The sequence below is a fragment of the Pseudomonas sp. FP2338 genome (assembly GCF_030687515.1).
In the GTDB taxonomy this organism is placed as follows: Bacteria; Pseudomonadota; Gammaproteobacteria; order Pseudomonadales; family Pseudomonadaceae; genus Aquipseudomonas; species Aquipseudomonas salomonii.
In genome coordinates this window covers 2425185-2443725 of the sequence record NZ_CP117436.1, presented here as the reverse complement: position 1 = coordinate 2443725, position 18541 = coordinate 2425185, and the positions used below count along the sequence as shown (strand labels likewise).

The 18541-nt window shown below is 61.6% G+C and carries 16 protein-coding genes and 1 pseudogene; 16 read left to right on the top strand and 1 reads right to left on the bottom strand.

Annotated features, from left to right (window positions below; genetic code table 11):
• From PSH96_RS11250 to PSH96_RS11230, 5 genes are all read left to right on the top strand, one after another.
• Window positions 1-1338, top strand: a complete 1338-nt coding sequence (locus PSH96_RS11250; RefSeq protein WP_305459260.1) for a cytochrome c — start codon at window positions 1-3, stop codon at window positions 1336-1338.
• Window positions 1339-1848: 510 nt separating this feature from the next.
• Entirely contained in the window at window positions 1849-2151 is a 303-nt protein-coding gene (locus tag PSH96_RS11245; RefSeq protein WP_305459259.1) for a hypothetical protein, read from the top strand.
• A gap of 224 nt (window positions 2152-2375) precedes the next feature.
• Complete coding sequence (locus PSH96_RS11240) at window positions 2376-3323, top strand: ornithine cyclodeaminase family protein (RefSeq protein ID WP_305459257.1); 948 nt, start codon at window positions 2376-2378, stop codon at window positions 3321-3323.
• 21 nt (window positions 3324-3344) lie between these two features.
• Complete coding sequence (locus PSH96_RS11235; protein WP_305459254.1) at window positions 3345-4478, top strand: FAD-binding oxidoreductase; 1134 nt, start codon at window positions 3345-3347, stop codon at window positions 4476-4478.
• Window positions 4478-5104, top strand: a complete 627-nt coding sequence (locus PSH96_RS11230) for a transcriptional regulator (protein ID WP_305459252.1) — start codon at window positions 4478-4480, stop codon at window positions 5102-5104. The genes PSH96_RS11235 and PSH96_RS11230 overlap by 1 nt, the downstream gene beginning before the upstream one ends.
• Window positions 5105-5207: 103 nt before the next feature.
• Here the strand turns inward: PSH96_RS11230 and PSH96_RS11225 are convergent, their stop codons facing one another.
• Window positions 5208-5984, bottom strand: a complete 777-nt coding sequence (locus PSH96_RS11225; protein ID WP_305459250.1) for an ABC transporter substrate-binding protein — start codon at window positions 5982-5984, stop codon at window positions 5208-5210.
• A 211-nt stretch (window positions 5985-6195) separates the two neighbouring features.
• On the opposite strand from PSH96_RS11225, the gene PSH96_RS11220 reads away from it, so the two are divergent.
• From PSH96_RS11220 to PSH96_RS11165, 11 genes and pseudogenes are all read left to right on the top strand, one after another.
• Complete coding sequence (locus PSH96_RS11220; protein WP_305459248.1) at window positions 6196-7308, top strand: serine hydrolase; 1113 nt, start codon at window positions 6196-6198, stop codon at window positions 7306-7308.
• A gap of 145 nt (window positions 7309-7453) precedes the next feature.
• Window positions 7454-7905: pseudogene (locus PSH96_RS11215) on the top strand (flagellar hook-basal body complex protein).
• Between the two features lie 260 nt (window positions 7906-8165).
• Entirely contained in the window at window positions 8166-10343 is a 2178-nt protein-coding gene (locus PSH96_RS11205) for a type VI secretion system Vgr family protein (RefSeq protein WP_305459246.1), read from the top strand.
• Window positions 10344-10361: 18 nt separating this feature from the next.
• On the top strand, window positions 10362-10808 hold the full coding sequence (locus PSH96_RS11200; RefSeq protein ID WP_056857956.1) for a DUF6484 domain-containing protein: 447 nt from the start codon (window positions 10362-10364) through the stop codon (window positions 10806-10808).
• Between the two features lie 16 nt (window positions 10809-10824).
• Window positions 10825-11940, top strand: coding sequence for a DUF2169 domain-containing protein (locus tag PSH96_RS11195; RefSeq protein WP_305459243.1), 1116 nt, complete (start codon window positions 10825-10827; stop codon window positions 11938-11940).
• Window positions 11937-12974: a hypothetical protein gene (locus PSH96_RS11190; protein WP_305459242.1), complete on the top strand. Its 1038-nt coding sequence runs from the start codon at window positions 11937-11939 to the stop codon at window positions 12972-12974. Before PSH96_RS11195 ends, PSH96_RS11190 begins: the two co-directional genes overlap by 4 nt.
• The gene (locus tag PSH96_RS11185; RefSeq protein WP_305459240.1) at window positions 12974-14164 is read left to right on the top strand and encodes a PAAR-like domain-containing protein; all 1191 of its coding nucleotides are present in this window, start codon (window positions 12974-12976) and stop codon (window positions 14162-14164) included. Before PSH96_RS11190 ends, PSH96_RS11185 begins: the two co-directional genes overlap by 1 nt.
• Before the next feature lie 245 nt (window positions 14165-14409).
• Window positions 14410-15111 carry a hypothetical protein gene (locus tag PSH96_RS11180; RefSeq protein WP_305459238.1) on the top strand — a complete coding sequence of 234 codons (702 nt, stop codon included), beginning with the start codon at window positions 14410-14412 and terminating at the stop codon, window positions 15109-15111.
• 42 nt (window positions 15112-15153) lie between these two features.
• Window positions 15154-16389, top strand: a complete 1236-nt coding sequence (locus tag PSH96_RS11175) for a TIGR02270 family protein (protein WP_305459236.1) — start codon at window positions 15154-15156, stop codon at window positions 16387-16389.
• A 239-nt stretch (window positions 16390-16628) separates the two neighbouring features.
• Window positions 16629-17378, top strand: a complete 750-nt coding sequence (locus PSH96_RS11170) for a response regulator (RefSeq protein WP_305460037.1) — start codon at window positions 16629-16631, stop codon at window positions 17376-17378.
• Window positions 17375-18436 carry an ATP-binding protein gene (locus PSH96_RS11165; protein ID WP_305459233.1) on the top strand — a complete coding sequence of 354 codons (1062 nt, stop codon included), beginning with the start codon at window positions 17375-17377 and terminating at the stop codon, window positions 18434-18436. Before PSH96_RS11170 ends, PSH96_RS11165 begins: the two co-directional genes overlap by 4 nt.
• The last annotated feature ends 105 nt before the right edge of the window (window positions 18437-18541 follow it).

Genomic DNA, 18541 nt, shown 5'->3' with positions numbered 1-18541 from the left:
ATGAACAACCAACGATTGGCTAGAACCGCTGGCTGGCTGGTGCTGGCCGGCGCAGTCGCCGCCGGCCTGCTGGCCTGGTACGTTACCCGTCAACCTGCTTCGCCGTTTGAACAGGCCAACGCCACCGCCGACCCGACACTGGTCAGCCGTGGCGAATACGTCGCTCGCGTCAGTGATTGCGTGGCCTGCCACAGCCTGCCGGGCAAGGCCCCCTTTGCCGGCGGCCTGGAAATGGCCACGCCGCTGGGCGCCATTCATGCCACCAATATCACGCCAGACAAGAACGTCGGCATCGGCACCTACAGCCTGGCTGACTTCGACCGCGCAGTTCGCCACGGCGTGGCGCCGGGTGGGCGACGGCTCTACCCGGCCATGCCCTACCCGTCCTACGTAAAACTCAGCGACGATGATATGCGTGCGCTGTATGCGTTTTTCATGCAAGGCGTGCAACCGGCCAGCGAGCCGAACATCCCCAGCAGCATTCCGTGGCCACTGAACATGCGCTGGCCTATCGCACTGTGGAACGGTGTGTTCGCGCCGACTAAAACCTATGCCGCCAAACCCGAGCAGGACGCGTTGTGGAACCGTGGCGCCTATATCGTCCAAGGCCCCGGCCATTGCGGCAGTTGCCACACGCCGCGTGGGCTGGCGTTTAACGAGAAGGCATTGGACGAATCCGGCGCGCCGTTCCTCGCCGGTGCCCTGCTCGACGGTTGGTATGCACCCAGCCTGCGCCAGGACCACAACACCGGCCTGGGCCGCTGGAGCGAGCCGGAGATTGTGCAGTTCCTCAAGACCGGCCGTAATAAACACGCGGTGGTGTATGGCTCGATGACCGAGGCGTTCAACAACTCCACGCAGTTCATGCAGGACGACGACCTGGCCGCCATTGCGCGTTACCTCAAATCGCTGCCGGGCGACCCGCAGCGTGACGGTTCGCCGTGGCAATACCAAGCGGTTGCCGCCGACGCCAGCGCCCCAGGCGCCCACACCTACGCCACCCGCTGCGCCTCCTGCCACGGCCTGGACGGCAAAGGCCAGCCGGAGTGGATGCCGCCTTTGGCCGGTGCCACCTCAGCCTTGGCCAAGGAAAGCGCCTCGGCAATCAACATCACCCTCAACGGCTCGCAACGCATCGTGACCGCCGGTGTGCCGGATGCGTACCGCATGCCAGCGTTCCGCGAGCAACTGTCCGACCAGGAAATCGCCCAGGTGTTGAGCTACGTGCGCGGCACATGGGGCAACAACGGCGGCGCGGTGGACGCTGCGGCGGTGAACAAGCTGCGCGGGCATACCGACCCGGCGAGCAGCAGCCCGATTATCCTGCACATGCGCTAACAATCCGCAACCCCGCCGGCCTGAACACAATCAAAACTGTGGGAGCGGGCTTGCTCGCGAATGCGGTAGGCCAGACACATAGATGCTGACTGACCCACCGCATTCGCGAGCAAGCCCGCTCCCACATTTGGTCGGTTCTGTCAGTTAGATCGTTCCCACGCTCCCGCTTGGGAACGATCTGTGGCGAGATTAGTGGCATTTGGTCATGGTTTTTAAAGGGCCAGCAGGGCGCGTCTCTTTAAATTGCAGGACGTTTCCTAGACAATCCTTGCCGCCTTGTGCCTGTTGGAATCGATGGCTAGTCTGCGATCCGTCACTGCTTATCAGTGATCGGGTTTAGTCGCTCGGGTCTTACATGGCGCATGGTCCTCCGTGAAGTTTTATGGTGGCTGTGCGTAGGGCGCCTTCGGGTGCGCCGGTTTTCCATGTGACCGGTCGACTAACCTGCGTACAGCTGCCACCCTCGTTTAGTCGCGACAAGTGTCGGCTCCAACCATGTGGAGTTACACCATGAAAAAAGTCGTCCCCGATCCACCCCGCAACACCACCAAAGACCGCGCCGCCTTCAACCGCGCCATTGACCATTACCTACCCTCCAACGGTGTTCAAATCGAAGATTTGAGCTTCGAAGACGCCCTGCTCTACACCGCCAGCTTGCTCGACAGTGCTTGCGCTACCGCACTCAATTGCGGTGATTTGCTGGCCAGCCCGCAGCGCGCGAAGATTCTGGCGGTGTGGCATTTGCTGGAGATGGCCAAGACCACCGTGGACCGTTCCATCGAGTGCCTTAAACCCACAGCCCCGCCTGCCTGAACACAATAAAAACTGTGGGAGCGGGCTTGCTCGCGAATGCGGTGGGTCAGACACATAGATGCTGACTGAACCACCGCATTCGCGAGCAAGCCCGCTCCCACATTTGCTCGGTTCTGTCAGTTGGACACCTGCGCTTGCCGGTGCACCCTAAATCTGTGCTTGGATATTGCTCTACAGAACTAAAAGTCCATAATGGACAAATTAGTTTATCTGCGGAGATTGCCATGTCCAGCACGCCTCTTGTCATAAATCAGGCCCAGGCCCGTGAATTGCTTGCCCAGGTCGATGTGCCCCACATCCTGCACAAGCTGTTCCGCGACCTGGCGGCCGGGCTGGCCGTGCAGCCGGCGCAACAGCTGGTGGAGTTCCCGTACGGGGCCGGCGACTTTATCAACTACCTGGGCGTGCTGGCCGACGAGGGCGTGTATGGGGTCAAGACGTCGCCCTATATCGTGCGCGAGCAAGGCCCGCTGGTGACGGCCTGGACCCTGTTGATGTCGATGCACACCGGCCAGCCGCTGTTGCTGTGCGATGCGGCCGAGCTGACCACCGCGCGCACCGCTGCCACCACCGCATTGGCGGTGGACGTGCTCGCGCCTGCAGCCGCGCGGCGCCTGGCGATTATCGGCAGTGGCAAGGTGGCCCAGGCGCACCTGCACTACGTGCGTAATCTGCGCGACTGGCAGCACATCCGCCTGTATTCACCGAGCCTGGGCCGTGCCAACGCCGACACCCTCGCCCACCTCAAAGGCCTGGACCCACGCCTGACCCTGGCCGACAGCTGTGACAGCGCCGTGGAAGATGCCGATGTGATCTTGCTGTGTACCTCATCGGCCGGCCCGGTGCTCGACCCGGCGCGTTTGCGCAAACCCGCGCTGATCACCTCCATCAGCACCAATGCGCCACGCGCCCATGAAGTGCCACCCGCCAGCCTGCGAGGTATGCACGTGTTCTGTGACTATCGCCAGACCACGCCGGGCGCGGCCGGGGAAATGCTGATCGCCGCCGAGCAATACGGTTGGGACAAGCGCGCCATGGTCGGCGACCTGCCGGAGTTGCTCTGTGACATGGCGCAGCGCCCGGAGTATGACCGCCACGTGTTTTTCCGCTCGATCGGCCTGGGCCTGGAAGATGTCGCACTGGCCAATGCCTTGTACCTAACCCAGCGCTAATCATTGTTTAAGGAGATGTTTATGAGCCATGCAGACTTCATCATCATCGGCGGCGGCATTGCCGGTGCATCCACTGGGTTCTGGTTGTCGCAGCATGGCAAAGTGTTGGTGCTGGAGCGCGAAAACCACCCGGCCTATCACTCCACCGGGCGCTCGGCGGCGCTCTATACTGCGGCCTATGGCACGCCGCAGGTGCGCGCGTTGACCCTGGCCAGCCGTGCATTTTTTGATAACCCGCCGGCAGGCTTCTGTGAACACCCTTTGCTGACGCCACGCGGGGAGATCACCGTGGACTTCAGCGGCGACCCGGCGGAACTGGAGCGCCAATACCAGAGCGCCAAGGCCACTGTGGCGCAGGTGGAACGGCTAAATGTCGATGAGGCGTGCGCACGCTTGCCGATTTTGCGTCGCGAAAAAGTCCACGGCGCCATCTTCGACCCGACCGCCAGCGACATCGACACCGATGCCCTGCACCAGGGCTATTTGCGCGGTATCCGCCGCCACCACGGCGAAGTGCGTACCGACAGCCATGTGCTGGGCCTGAGCCGTGACGCCGACGGCCTGTGGCAGGTGCGCACCCAGGACGCGACCTACACCGCGCCGATCATTATCAACGCCGCCGGCGCCTGGGCCGATCATATCGGCGGGCTCGCCGGCGCGGCGTCCATCGGCCTGCAGCCCAAGCGGCGTTCGGCGTTTATCTTCGCCGGGCCAGAGGGCGTCGACACGCATGCGTGGCCGATGCTGGTGGCGCTCGACGAAGCCTTCTACATGAAGCCCGATGCAGGCATGTTCCTCGGCTCGCCCGCCAACGCTGACCCGGTCGAACCCCAGGATGTACAGCCCGAAGAGCTGGATATTGCCATGGGCATCTACCAGATCGAAGAAGCCACCACGTTGACCATCCGCCGCCCGACCCGCACCTGGGCCGGGCTGCGCAGTTTTGTGCCTGATGGTGATTTGCTCGCGGGCTTTGACCCGCAGGTGCCGGGGCTGTTCTGGGTGGCGGCGCAAGGCGGTTATGGCATCCAGACCTCACCGGCCATGGGCCAGGCCAGCGCGGCGCTGGTGCGTGGCGCGCCTTTGCCGGAGCCACTGACACGGTTTGGCCTGGACGCTGGTATGCTCTCGCCCGTCCGCCTGGAGCCGCATTGATGAGCATTGCCGAACAAGAAAACGTTGTGCAGAACTTCCGGGCGATCGCCGATGCGATCGCCACGCTGTTCTTTCCCCACGCCGAAGTGGTGCTGCATGACTTGCGCACGCAAAAGGTCGATTACATCGCCAACAACCTGTCGAAACGGGCCATTGGTGACGACTCGTCGCTGGAGGACATGCTCAGCGATGACATCCGCGAAGTGAATATCGGCCCGTATGAAAAGCTCAACTGGGACGGCCAGAAAATCCGCAGCCTGAGCACGGTGTTGCATGACCACACAGGTCGTCGGCTGGCGGTGCTGTGTATCAACCTGAATATCTCGCTGTTCGAAAACGCCAAGGCGGCACTGGACCTGTTCCTGTCACCGAGCAAGCTGATCCCGCAGCCGGATTCACTGTTTCGTGATGACTGGCAGGAGCGCATCAACACTTTCTTGCATGCCTGGATGCGTGAGCGTCAGCTGAGCCTGAACCTGCTGACCCGCGACCATAAGCGTGAACTGGTGCTGGCGTTGCATGCCGAGGGCGCGTTCAAGGGCAAGAGCGCGTCGAACTATGTGGCGAATGTGCTGGGGATGGGGCGGGCGACGGTGTACAAGCACCTCAAGGAATTGAAGGGCTGAGCAACCCGTCTTGGAACACCGCTGATCAACTGTGGAAGCCAGCTCCCACACAAGCCAGCTCCCACAGTTGACCGAGTATGGCTCTACTGTTGCTGTTTCACGCTCAGTCGCCGTAGATATCGGACTTGAAATACTGCTGTGAAATCTTCTGATACTCGCCATTTGCGCGGATGCCGTCGATGGCCGTATTCAACGCGCTGACCAGTTCGGTATTGCCCTTTCGCACCGCGATCCCGGCACCCTCGCCCACGTATTTGGGGTCCTTGAGTTCCGGCCCGACAAACGCATAGCCCTTGCCGCGTGGCATCGACAGGAAGTCACTCAACGGGATGGTATCGGCAAAAATCGCATCCAGGCGCCCCGAGGCCAAATCCATGTAGATCTCTTCGTTATTGCTGTAACGCTTGACGTTGATACCCTTGGGCTCGAACACCTCGGTGGCATAGCGGTCGGTGGTGGTGGCGCGCTGCACGCCAATGGTCTTGCCCTTGAGGCTGGCGTACTGGTCATCCACCACCGCGCCGTCCTTCATCACCAGGCGCGACGAGGTGAAGTAATACTTGTGGGTGAAATCTACCGACTTCTTGCGGTCTTCGTTGATGGTCATGGACGACAGGGCCATGTCGATTTTCTTCACTTTAAGCGAAGGAATCAGGCCGTCGAACTCACCTTCCACCCACACGCACTTGACCTTCATCTGCGCGCACAAGGCGTTACCGATGTCGTAGTCGAAGCCGACGATCTTGCCTTCCTGGGTCTTGGAGGCGAACGGCGGGTAGGCCGCTTCAATGCCGATACGCAAAGTTTTCTCAGCGGCCAGCACATGGCTTGAAGCCAACAGGCCCAGGGCCAGTGCAGTGATCAGCGCGGGTTTCTTCATGGTCGTTATCTCGCAAGTTGTTGTTGGTTTGGCAAGCGTGAAGAAAGAAAGGCATAGGCTTTTTGTACTTATAATTCCATATTGGACTTTTGTGTATTGATCGTCAATCCGCCTGTTTCATCCACGCCGGCGCCATGAAATCTCCCATGAAGCTCCATACCCATTGGGTACACTGAGCGTCCAGAGACGGCGATAAAGGCTTGAGGTTTTTATGTTTCGAACCCTAACGGCGAGCATCCTGATGATGTCCTCTTCAATGGCTGCGGCGGTGGATGCAGCAGCCCTCAGCCGCGAACAAAGCATGGCCGTTGACCGCTATGTCGCCGCCGAAATGACCCGGCAGGGCTTGCCGGGGCTGGCCTTGGGGATTTATCGAAACGGCCGCGTCGTACTCGCCAAGGGCTATGGCCTGGCGAACGTCGAGCTCAATGTGCCGATGAGCGCAGACAGCGTGCTGCAGTCCGGCTCGGTGGGTAAGTCCTTCACCGCAACGGCGGTGATGATGCTGGTGGAGCAAGGCAAAGTCCGCCTGGATGACAGCATCATCGAGTACTTCCCCGAAGCGCCGGCCGGGTGGACGCCGATAAAGGTTGCCAACCTGCTATCGCACACCTCCGGCCTGCCCGCTTATGACACGCCGGCGCTGCAAAAGCCCGGCGGCCCACTGGACATACGCCGTGACTATTGCGAAGCCGAGTTGGCAGCAGCCCTTGCCACGTTGCCCTTGGACTTCAAGGCGGGTGACAGCTGGGCTTACCAAAACTCCAACTTTATGTTGCTCGGCATCCTGATCCACCGTGTCAGCGGGCAGCCGTATGGCGAGTTTCTGCGGCAGCATATTTTCACGCCGTTGGGCATGAGTGCGTCACGGGTCATTTCCGACCTCGATATCGTGCCGAACCGGGCGTCCGGTTACGAAAACGACGACGGCGTGCTCAAGAACCAGGAATGGGTGTCGCCTACGTTTAATGCCACGGCAGACGGCACGCTGTACTTCACCGTGCGCGATATCGCGCGCTGGGACCGCGCCCTCTATGGCGAAACCCTGCTGACCAAAGCCTCGCTGCAAAAAATGTGGACGCCCTACCCCTACGCCGGCAAGCAACACGCCGAGGGCTATGGGTTTGGCTGGGAAATCCGCTCGATCAACGGCCATCGGGTGGTCGAGCACGGTGGCGCCTGGCAAGGCTTCACGTCGCACCTCGCTCGGTTTATCGACGACAAGTTGACTGTGGTGGTGTTGACTAACCTCGATTCAGAACACAGCTACCCGGAGGTTATCGTGCGTGGCGTGGCCGGCCTGATTGAGCCTGAGTTGAAATAAGTGCGACGGGCACATTATTGCCCGCCTCCATCGTGGCTCCACAAAACCTCCCATGAAAGCGCACGTTGGTTGCGCACAATCGCGCTCACCCGTATGCCCCGCTGAGCGCGATTTGCCCGCAGAGCGCAACTTACCTGGAGAGCCCATGATTCCTGCCCTGTACGTCGCAAAAACCGGCCTGTCTGCCCAGGACACTCAGTTGACGACCCTTTCCAACAACCTGGCGAACGTCTCCACCACCGGGTTCAAACGTGATCGCGCCGAGTTCCAGGACCTGCTCTACCAGATCAAGCGCCAGCCTGGCGCGAAGTCGACACAGGACAGTGAGCTGCCATCCGGGCTGCAGTTGGGCACCGGTGTGCACATCGTCGGCCCCCAGAAAAACTTCAGTGCCGGCAGCTTGCAGACCACCGGGCAACCCTGGACCTGGCGGTCAACGGCTTCGGCACCGCCCTGCAACGCACGCTGGAAACGTCGAACGTGAGCACCGTCGAAGAGAGGGTGAATATGATCACCACACAACGCGCCTATGAAATGAACTCAAAAGTGATTTCCACGGCCAACCAGATGCTGGGCGCCCTCACGCAGAAGCTTTGATCACCCCTTGAAATGTGACCATGGACGGCACAGAGAAAGAACCCCCAGCAACACCGTTTTTTTCAGCTAAAGTCCTACGCAACGCGTCGGCAGCGTCCGACATGACAAACATGAATCGGCTGTTTCTAATACTCCACCTTTACGGGATGAACAGGATCTTCTGCATGCCCAAGGTGAGTCGCTGCCCGGCATGCATTCCCGCCAGCGGGACAAGGCGCTGCAATTTTTAAAGCCCGAACACGAGCCAAAGGAAGGCGTTCATGGCAATCACGCAAAACACCCGGCTGGCACAGGTCGACAGCCCTCTGGGCAACGATGTCCTGCTGCTGCAGAGCATGACAGGCAGCGAAGAGCTGGGGCGCCTATTCCACTATGAGTTGGAACTGACCTGCGAAGACCGAGCTATCCAGTTCGATCAGATACTAGGCAAGCCCATCGGCCTGACCCTGGAACTGTACGGCGGCGCCCAACGCTACTTCCACGGCATTGCCAGCAGTTGCCGGCAAAAAACCGGTCACGGCCAGTTTGCGGGTTACCGCGTCAGCCTGCGGCCTTGGTTCTGGCTACTCACGCGCACCTCGGACTGCCGGATTTTCCAGAACAAAACGGTGCCGGACATCATCAAGGAGGTCTTTCGCGACCTCGGGTTCTCCGATTTTGAAGACGGCCTGAGCGGCACCTACCGCGAGTGGGAGTATTGCGTGCAGTACCGCGAAACCAGCTTCGACTTCGTCAGCCGGCTGATGGAGCAGGAAGGCATCTATTATTACTTTCGCCATGAAAAGACCCGCCATGTACTGGTGTTAGCCGACGCTTATGGTGCCCACTCCACGGCGCCGGACTACGCCTCGGTGCCCTTCTACCCTGCCGACCAGCAAATGCGCGAGCGCGATCACTTCTACGATTGGCAAATGGCGCAAGAAGTACAACCCGGTTCGCTGGCGCTGAACGACTATGACTTTCAACGCCCGCGCGCCAGCCTGGAAGTGCGCTCCATTGTGCCGCGCAGCCACAGCAACGCCGATCATGCGCTCTACGACTACCCGGGCGAATACGTCCAGTGCAACGACGGTGAGCAATATGCACGAACGCGTATTGAAGCCATACACAGCCAGTTCGAGCGTGTGCAGTTACGCGGCTGTGCCCGCGGCCTGGGCTGCGGCCATCTGTTCAACCTGACCGGCTACGACCGTACAGACCAGAACCGCGAATACCTGGCGGTGCTCGCACGTTATCAAATCCGCCAGGACCCCTATGAAAGCGGGCAGGCAACCTTGGCCGAACAGTTCATCAGTGAGCTCGACTGCATGGACGCTAGCCAAGTCTTTCGCCCTCTCCCGCTCACCCCCAAACCCATCGTGCGCGGGCCGCAGACCGCCGTGGTGGTCGGCCCCGGTGGCGAGGAGATCTGGACCGACCAATACGGCCGGGTCAAAGTGCATTTCCACTGGGATCGCCACGACCACTCCAACGAAAACAGCTCCTGCTGGATTCGCGTGTCCCAGGCGTGGGCCGGCAAAAACTGGGGGGCCATGCACATCCCGCGTATCGGACAGGAAGTGATCGTCAGCTTTCTCGAAGGTGATCCGGATCGCCCGATCATTACCGGGCGTGTCTACAACGCCGAACAGACTGTGCCCTACGCGCTGCCGGCCAATGCCACCCAAAGCGGGGTGAAAAGCCGTTCAAGCAAGGATGGCTCACCGGCCAACTTCAATGAAATCCGCATGGAAGACAAGAAAGGCGCGGAGCAACTGTTCATTCACGCCGAGAAGAACCAGGACATCGAGGTCGAGAACGACGAAACCCACTGGGTCGGCCATGACCGCAGCAAGACCGTCGACAACGACGAGACCGTGCACGTCAAACACGACCGTACTGAAACCGTGGGCAACAACGAAACCATTACCATCGGGGTGAACCGTACCGAAGAAGTGGGCAGCAACGAGACCATCACCATTGGCGTCAATCGCACCGAGCAGGTGGGTAGCAACGAGACCATCACCATAGGCGCGGACCGCACGGAAACGGTCGGCGCCAACGAAAAAATCACCATCGTCGGCAACCGCACCGAAGACGTGGGCGGCAACGAGATCCTGCACGTCACGGGCAACCGTGGCGAAACGGTCATCGGCAACGAAGGCATCGGCATCAACGGTAACCAAAGCACCCTGATCGGCCAGAACGAATCCCGCGACGTCGCCCAGAACCGCTCCACGGGCATCAAGCAGAACGACACCCTGCACGTTGGCAAGCATTTTGTACTCACCGCCGGCGACTCCATCAGCCTGACCACCGGCGCGGCCAGCATCACCCTGAAGAAGGACGGGACCATCATGATTCGCGGCAAGAACATCACCCTTAACGGTTCCGGTGCCATCAGCCTCAAGGCCATCAAGAACGTGGTGATCAAAGGGCAGAAGATCCTGCAGAACTAGGACAGTGGAGGTACGTATATGACCGTTCAGCACCCGCTACCCACCCAGGCCCGTATCGACGCTGTGGTGATCGGCACCCTGCTCGATCTTCCGCACGCCGGTGCGCCCTTGGTCACCTATCCGGGTTGCCCGAGCCGCAGCGGCATCGTCGCGCGTTGCACCGCACGGCTGAGCCCGGCGGATATCGGCAGCCAAGTGGCGCTGATGTTCGAAGGCGGCGACCCGGCTTACCCGCTGGTGATCGGTCATCTGCTCAGCGCGCAGGCCTCAACGGCTCCCGTCGCCAGCGTACGGTTGGATGACCAGTGCCTTGCATTAAGCGCCGAACGCGAGATCGTGCTGCGTTGCGGCAAAGCCAGCATCACCCTGACCCGCGCGGGCAAAGTGATTATCCAAGGCGCCTACCTTTCCAGCCGTTCCAGCGGGGTCAACCGCATCAAGGGCGGCTCGGTGCAGATCAACTAGACAGGTATTCGGCCCTATGGAACTGCTCAACGCCAGCCAACTGATTGCGGCCTATACCCTGGGGATGGAGCGCGACGGCCGCGAATCCCTGGTCGTGGTGGCCAAGGGCACGTTCAACCTGCCGATGGACGGCCGCGCCGCGACCCTGGCGGACACCCAGCAACCGCTACTGATGGCCGACACCTTCCTCGGCGAACCCGGGCTCAGCGCGCCGCGCCAGGAAATGGACTTCGCCCCGGCCAAGCGCTTCTGCGATGTGCTGGTGTGTGGCAAGGCCTATGCACCCGGCGGGCGGCCAGTGACGCAGTTGACGGCGGGCATTCGGGTGGGGCGAATGAGCAAGGCCTTTTCGGTCCTGGGCCCGAGGCACTGGCAACCGGGGTTATTGGGTGTTTCGCCAAGCTCACCGCAGCCTTTTACCGAACAGCGCATCACCTACGACCAGGCCTACGGTGGTTCCCATCCAACGGTGAATGCCCCCCACCTGCGTGATTGCTACCTGGACAACCCCAGCGGTTGCGGCTGGTACCCGCGTGGCATGGACAGCGCGCATATCGTCGGCAGGCCAATGCCCAACACCGAGGAAGTGGGTAAGCCGATCGACAGTCACAGCGGCACCTTCCGCCCTATGGCCTTGGGCCCCATCGGCCGTAGCTGGCCGCAACGCGCCCGCTTCGCCGGTACTTACGACGATGCCTGGCTGGCCGACTGCTTTCCGTTTCTACCCGGGGATTTCGACCCGCGCTACTTTCAGGCGGCCCCTGAGGACCAGCAGATTGATCACCTGCGCGGCGGCGAAGATGTGCTGCTGCTAAACCTCACTGCCCAAGAGCACGCAGGCTTTCGTATCCCTGAAATGGAGGTGCCGGTGACCTTCTTCCTGAAAAAAGGCGGCCATCAGACGGTGTCGGCGGTGATCGACACGTTGCTGATCGACACGGACGCCGGCCAGGTGCAATTGACCTGGCGGGTGTCCCGTGTGCTACGGCGTAACGTGTTCGAGATTGCCCAGGTGCTGGTCGGCACCATGCCCACCGGTTGGTGGCGCGCCCGTGCACTGGGCAAGGACTATTACCCCTCGCTTGGCGCGTTGGTAAAAGCCAAACGTTCCCCCGAGGGGGCCCACGAATGAGCGCGCTGTGCATTATCGGCTCCGGCATGGTCAGCGCAGTTGGCCTCAGTGCACCGGCGAGCTGCGCGGCGATCCGCTGCGCCATCGACAATTTTCAGGAAACCCGCTTCATTGCCCGTGGCGGCGAATGGCTGATTGCCGCCAGCGTGCCGCTGGAACAACCCTGGCGCGGCCGCACCAAGTTGATCAAGATGGCCGCCCGCGCCATCGCCGAGGCACTGCAGAGCCGCCCCGAGGTCGATCCGCAAGCAACTCCGCTGCTGCTGGGGGTAGCGGAGGCCGAGCGCCCCGGTCGCCTGCCCGGGCTGGACCAGGGGCTGCTGCACGCCATCGAAGACGAGCTGGGCCTGCGCTTTCATCCTGCCTCCGAGATCATCGCCCAGGGTCGGGTCAGCGCCGCCGTGGCCCTGCTGAACGCGCGTGCGCTGATCTACCAGGGCCGCCATCGCCATGTGCTGATTGCCGGCGTCGACTCTTTCCTGAACGGTGCCACCCTGACCGCCTTCGAAGCACGCGAACGCCTGCTCACCGGTAAAAACTCCAACGGTTTTATCCCCGGCGAAGGTGCCGCCGCCGTGGTGCTGGCCGCCCCCGTTGCCAGCGAAACACCGCAATTGGTCTGCATCGGCCTGGGTTTCGGCCTGGAGCACGCCACAGTTGAGGCCGACGACATTCCGCTACGCGCCGAAGGCCTGACCCAGGCGGTCCGCGCCGCCCTGCGCGAAGCCGGCTGCGGGTTGGAGCAGATGGATTATCGGCTGACGGATATTTCCGGCGAACAGTATTACTTCAAGGAAGCCTCCCTGGCCCTGAGCCGGAGCCTGCGGGTACGCAAGGAGTTCTTCCACCTCTGGCACCCGGCCGACTGCATCGGCGAAGTCGGCGCCGCCATCGGCCCGGCGATGCTTGCTGTGGCACTGGCCGCCAGCCGCAAGGGCTACGGCGAAGGGCCGAACATCTTCTGCCACCTGGGCAACGACGCCGGCCAACGCGCCGCCGCGCTGCTCAGCTACCGCACCGTGGGGGCTGCCTGATGGCTAACCAAGTCTTTGCCAACAATATGGAAGTGTCCTGCAAGGCGGCCGACGGCAAGTCGATCGCGTGCTTTCCGGATGTCTGCTTCACTCCACCCTTGGCCCCGCCCACCCCGCTGGGCGTGCCCATTCCCTACCCCAACACCGGCCTGGCCAAGGACACGACCAAGGGCAGTCGGACGGTGAAGATCAGTGGTAAGGAAGTGATGCTCAAGGACCAGAGCCACTTCAAGACCAGCTATGGGGATGAGGCTGGCAATACGCCCAAAAAAGGCATCGTCACCAGCAAGATCAAGGGCAAGGTGTATTTCACCTCGTGGTCCATGGATGTGAAGTACGAAGGCAAGAACGTGGTGCGCCACATGGACCTGACCACCCACAACCATGCCTCCCAACCAGGTAATACCGTGCCCTGGCCCTATATGGACCGGATGGCACTCGCCAACGAGACAGCCCAATGCGAAAGCGAGAAAAAGCAGGCGCAAACGGCTTGCAAGGACACCCCACAGGACAAGTTCTGCCCGGATATCGGCCCGCTGCGCACGGCGAGCAAAGCCAGGCAAGCCGCCAAGCGTGTAGCAGGCGACGGGTTTAAAGGCGACCCTGACTACCAACGCAAACACGCCGCCGTCCAAAGCGAGTATGGGTCCTTGGCAAAAGCCATCAACGATGACCCTTGCCAGCGGGCAATGCGCTGTTTTCTCGCCCCCTACAGGCCCAACAAATGTTGCCCGGGGCAAACCGGCGACCACCTTATCGACTCGGCGTCCTTTACCGAAGGGCCGGCCTTTACGGGCCAACCCCGACACCAGCACCCGACAAAAGCCGGGTGGAGCAAATACAAGACCAACAAAGCCCCGGTGATGTGCGCCGAGGGGCCGAATCAAACCACCGCCACCCATGGCCAGTTGCATACCCGGCGCGGGGTGGTGGCGTTGCAGGAGGCGGATGCCAACGGTGAATGGCCAAGAGCCAAGGCAACGGAGACAGGGGCGCTGGCTGCCAAGAAAACTTTTCCGGACTCTGATTGTTCACAGGAGTGTTTGGAAGCTCAGTTGAACACGTATCACGACAAAGCGAAGGACCCGGGCAAAGAGCGGCCGATCAACGCCTGTGCGTCGATGACCAGTGATCCACAACAGCGCGCCAAGGCTATGTCCGAGATGCGCCCTAGCAGCCCCAGCCCTTAATTTATTCACATCAGGAAACCAACATGGACCCTCAAGACCCAGGATTCAGCGGACTCAGCATTACTACTGGAGTCGTTCGCCGCTCAGACCTCTGTTATTTTATTGCTACACACGACGCAGCTATAAGCGAAGGTTACGCAGATTCGATACTGTTCACTCTGTATCTTGGAACCGTGTACGCAGGCACAGTGCCATGGCTCGCATGCTCCGGATCGGTTTGCCAAGTGCCGGCGGAGCGTTTCCTGATGCTGGGCACCGATGGGTCGGTAGAAGCCAGCGGTGGCGGCACTAAAAACGAAGAATCCATCGCCACCTGCGGCGTAGACCCAAAAAAACGCGGCCCTCTGCGCGAAATCCGTGGCATCGCAAAAGGTCGAGCCTACGCCGTAGGCACCTGCCGGCAAGCCTACCTTCGCGAAGGTGAAGATCAGTGGCGCTGCATTGACCAGAGCGCCCAGGTCGGTGACACCCCGATCACCGACACCAGCTTTGAATCCATCGATGGCTTCAGCGAACAGGAAATCTATACCGTCGGCTGGGAAGGCGAAATCTGGCAGTACGACGGCGCCCTCTTCACCCAGCGCAACAGCCCGACCAACCTGGCACTTTACAAAGTTCGCTGCGCGCCGGACGGTTTTGTCTACGCCTGCGGCCAGCTCGGCACCTTGCTTCGGGGCCGCGACGATCAGTGGGAAATAATCGAACATGAAAGCACCCGTGAAGACCTCTGGGGCATGGAAGTTTTCGATGGGCAGGTGTACGTGTCTTCCACCCATTTCGTCTACCGGCTCGAGGACGACAAGCTCACGCCGGTGGATTTCGGCGATGACGTTCCACAGACCTGCTATCACCTGAGCGCAGCCGACGGGATCATGTGGTCCATCGGGCCCAAGGATGTGATGCAGTTCGACGGTTCAAGCTGGACGCGGTGCCTGCGCATTGACTAACCCGACGCCAGCGGCCTGCCCCTGCACAAGGACCGGCGACAGATGAACACACTGCCCGTGGTGCTTGACCTTCACGTCGAAGAAGCGAGTTTTCTCGCGGTCCTGCGTGGCTACGCTTTACACGCGCCGCATTACGACCTGGACGACCTGCGCAAACTCGACGACCGCATCGGCGCACACCTGGACGGCTTGCGTATCGCCGGACCCACCGGCTTGGACACATTAGTGGCCCAGCTCGACCCACAGGCGATTGGCGAGCTGTTCGCCAGTACGGTGCTGGCGTTCGAAGCGAACAATGCGACCGTGCTATCGCAGCTCGGCGCGCACGTGAGAAGCGCTGTGGAAACGCAGCGCGGTTTTCTGATGGCCCTGGGGTGGCTCGACTGGGCGCACATAGCGCCCTGGATCGACCGTATGCTCGCCACCCCTGAGCCGCTGTTCCGCCGCCTCGGCTTGGCCGCTTGCGGCATGCATCGCCACGACCCCGGCCCCGCCTTGCTGAACGCGCTGGCGCATGCCGACCCCGGCGTGCTGGCACGGGCTGCCCGGACGGCCGGCGAACTGCGCCGGCACGACCTGCTGCCGAGCCTTCGTGCCCACTGCCTGCATCAGGATCCAGCCACGCGCTTCTGGGCCAATTGGGCCAGCGCACAGCTGGGCGATGAGCACGCCCTGGAGCCCCTGCGACAGTTCGCCGAGCAGCCGGGTGAGTTTCAGTACCGTGCGCTGTGTGTGCTGCTGGCCTGGCAAAAGCGCGAGTTCAGCTTCGCAGGGGTCCGCCAATGGGTGCAGCACCCCGAGCAGCGCCGCATCGGCATCCAGGCCTTGGGGCTGCTGGGCGATCCGGTCAGCGTGCCATGGCTGATCGAGCAGATGAGCGAGCTGCCGTATGCCCGCGTCGCCGGTGAAGCCTTCAGCCTGATCACCGGCGCTGACTTGGCGCTGCTCGACCTGGAACTGCAAGACCCGCCGGATTTCGATGCCGGCCCGAACGACGACCCCGAGGACGCCAATGTGCGCATGGACCCCGATGAGAACCTGCCCTGGCCCGACCCGCAGGCAATCACTGCCTGGTGGCAGGCCCATGGCCGTAATTTTGCGCCGGGTGTCGGCCATATACTGGGGCTGGCGCACAGCGAAATCAGCTTTCACCAAGCACTTGCCCTAGGCCAACAACGCCAGCGTATTGCCGCCGCCTGTGGCCTCGCCCGCTTTCGGCCGACCGACGTACTGTTCCCCACCAGCGCACCGGCCTCGCGGCAAAAGAGGCTGTTGTGAGGCTAACCCGCCGATAAAACCTTAATTGCAACAATTATTGGCTGTCTCCATCGTCTCTCCACAAAACCTCCCATAAAAGCGCACGTTTGTTGCGCACAATGCACCGACCACGGTCGAATGGCATCTCCCAGAGGCTATGATCAACGCTTGAACACGTGGCCACGGACGGCAGCTACGACACGGCAGATAACCGCGAGCACAGGGATGCGACGGCGCGCGACCTCTTCACCGAGCAGACCATGAATGATTTTCCCGTTGCATCGATGCCCCGAGCCGACAACGCCCGCGAAACCCAGGCGCTGGTGTTGATTGCAGAAGACGAGCCAGAGATCGCCGACATTCTGATTGCCTACCTCAAACGCAGCGGCTTTCGCACCGCCCACGCACGTGATGGCCAACAGGCGCTGGACATGCACCTGGCGCTCAAGCCGGAGTTGATGTTGCTGGATGTGCTGATGCCCCACGTGGATGGCTGGCAAGTTCTCGCGCAAGTGCGCCAGCGCGGCCATACGCCGGTGATCATGCTGACCGCGCAAGATCAGGACATGGACAAGCTGATGGGCCTGCGCATCGGCGCCGACGACTATATCGTCAAGCCGTTCAACCCGGCCGAAGTGGTGGCGCGTACCCAGGCGGTACTGCGCCGCTCCATCGCTTATCGCGGCCACGCCTGCCCCACGGTACTGCGGGTGGATGCGTTTGAAATCGACCTTGAGAGCTACGAAGCCACGGTGTCGCTGGCCGGGCGACGAGTGCCGCTGGCCTTGACCGTCACCGAATTCAGGCTGCTGGCGCAACTGGCCAAGGCGCCGAAACGGGTGTTCAGCCGTGCCGAGCTGCTGGCCCAGTGTTTACCGGAAAGCGACAGCCTGGAGCGCACGGTCGACAGCCATATCAGCAAACTGCGGCGCAAGCTCGAAGACCTCGGCGTGCAGGGTGTGCCCACCTGTATCCGTGGCGTCGGCTACCGGTTCGGGAGCGTGGTGTGAAAGGGCTCAATGGCCTGAGCCGCCAGATTATCTTGTCGATGTGCGCCGTGGTGCTGTGCGTGATCGCCCTGGCGGTGATCGGCTCGTATATTTTTTATGCATTGCTATGGACCTACTGGCCGCTCACCGACGCCGAAGTGGATGCCTGGCTGCCGGCCAAGGCTGAATGGGTGTGGATGGGCCTGACCACGTGCGTGAGCCTGGCGGTGGGCTCGATTGTGGCGCTGAAACTGTCGCGGCGCATTCTGATGCCGCTCAATTCCGTGGCCGAGAACCTGCGCAAACTGGCCGACGGCGACCTGGACGTACAGGCGGTTGCCGGTGACCAGTCGATCGGCGAAGCGGCGATCCTGGTCAATGACTTCAACAGCATGGCCAAACGCTTGCAGCGCATGGCGCAGGAGCAAGCGTTCTGGAATGCCGCCATTGCGCATGAACTGCGCACGCCACTGACTATTCTGCGCGGGCGCCTGCAAGGGTTGGCCGAGGGTGTATTCGAACCCGACACCGCGCAGTTTTACAGCCTGCTGGGCCAGGTCGAAGGCTTGACGCGCTTGATCGAGGATATGCGCGTGGTGGGCCTGGCCGACAGTGGCTACCTGGAACTCAACCTGCAAGAAGCCGACCTGGCGACAGGCATCGAAGACGATGTGCGCTTGTTTGAACCGAGCCTGGTGGCCGCAGGTTTTGTGCTGCAACTGGACCTGCAACGCCGCACCCTGCGTTGCGACCCGGCGCGCATCCGCCAGGCCTTGCTGGCCCTGCTGGATAACATTCGGCGGCACGCGACACCGGGCAATGTCATCGTGCACCTGAGCACCCGCGACGGCTTCAACTACCTGCGTGTGCGCGATGACGGCCCCGGCATCGACGAAGGTTTTGCCACGCGCCTGTTTGACGCCTTCCAACGCGGGGAAAACTCCCGCTCACGCGCCCAGGGCGGCAGTGGCCTGGGCCTGGCCGTGGTACGTGCCATCGCCCTCGCCCATGGCGGCGCAGTGACCTGCCGGCGCATGGAAAACGGCGGCACGCTGTTTGAACTCAGTTGGCACGTTTGATTGAGCGAGGCACGGCGATGCGTATGTTTTTTTGGCTGTTAAAGCGCCCGCCCCGTTACCGGCACTTTGTTTTATTGGACGCAAGGCAGGTGTGTATTGCGTTTA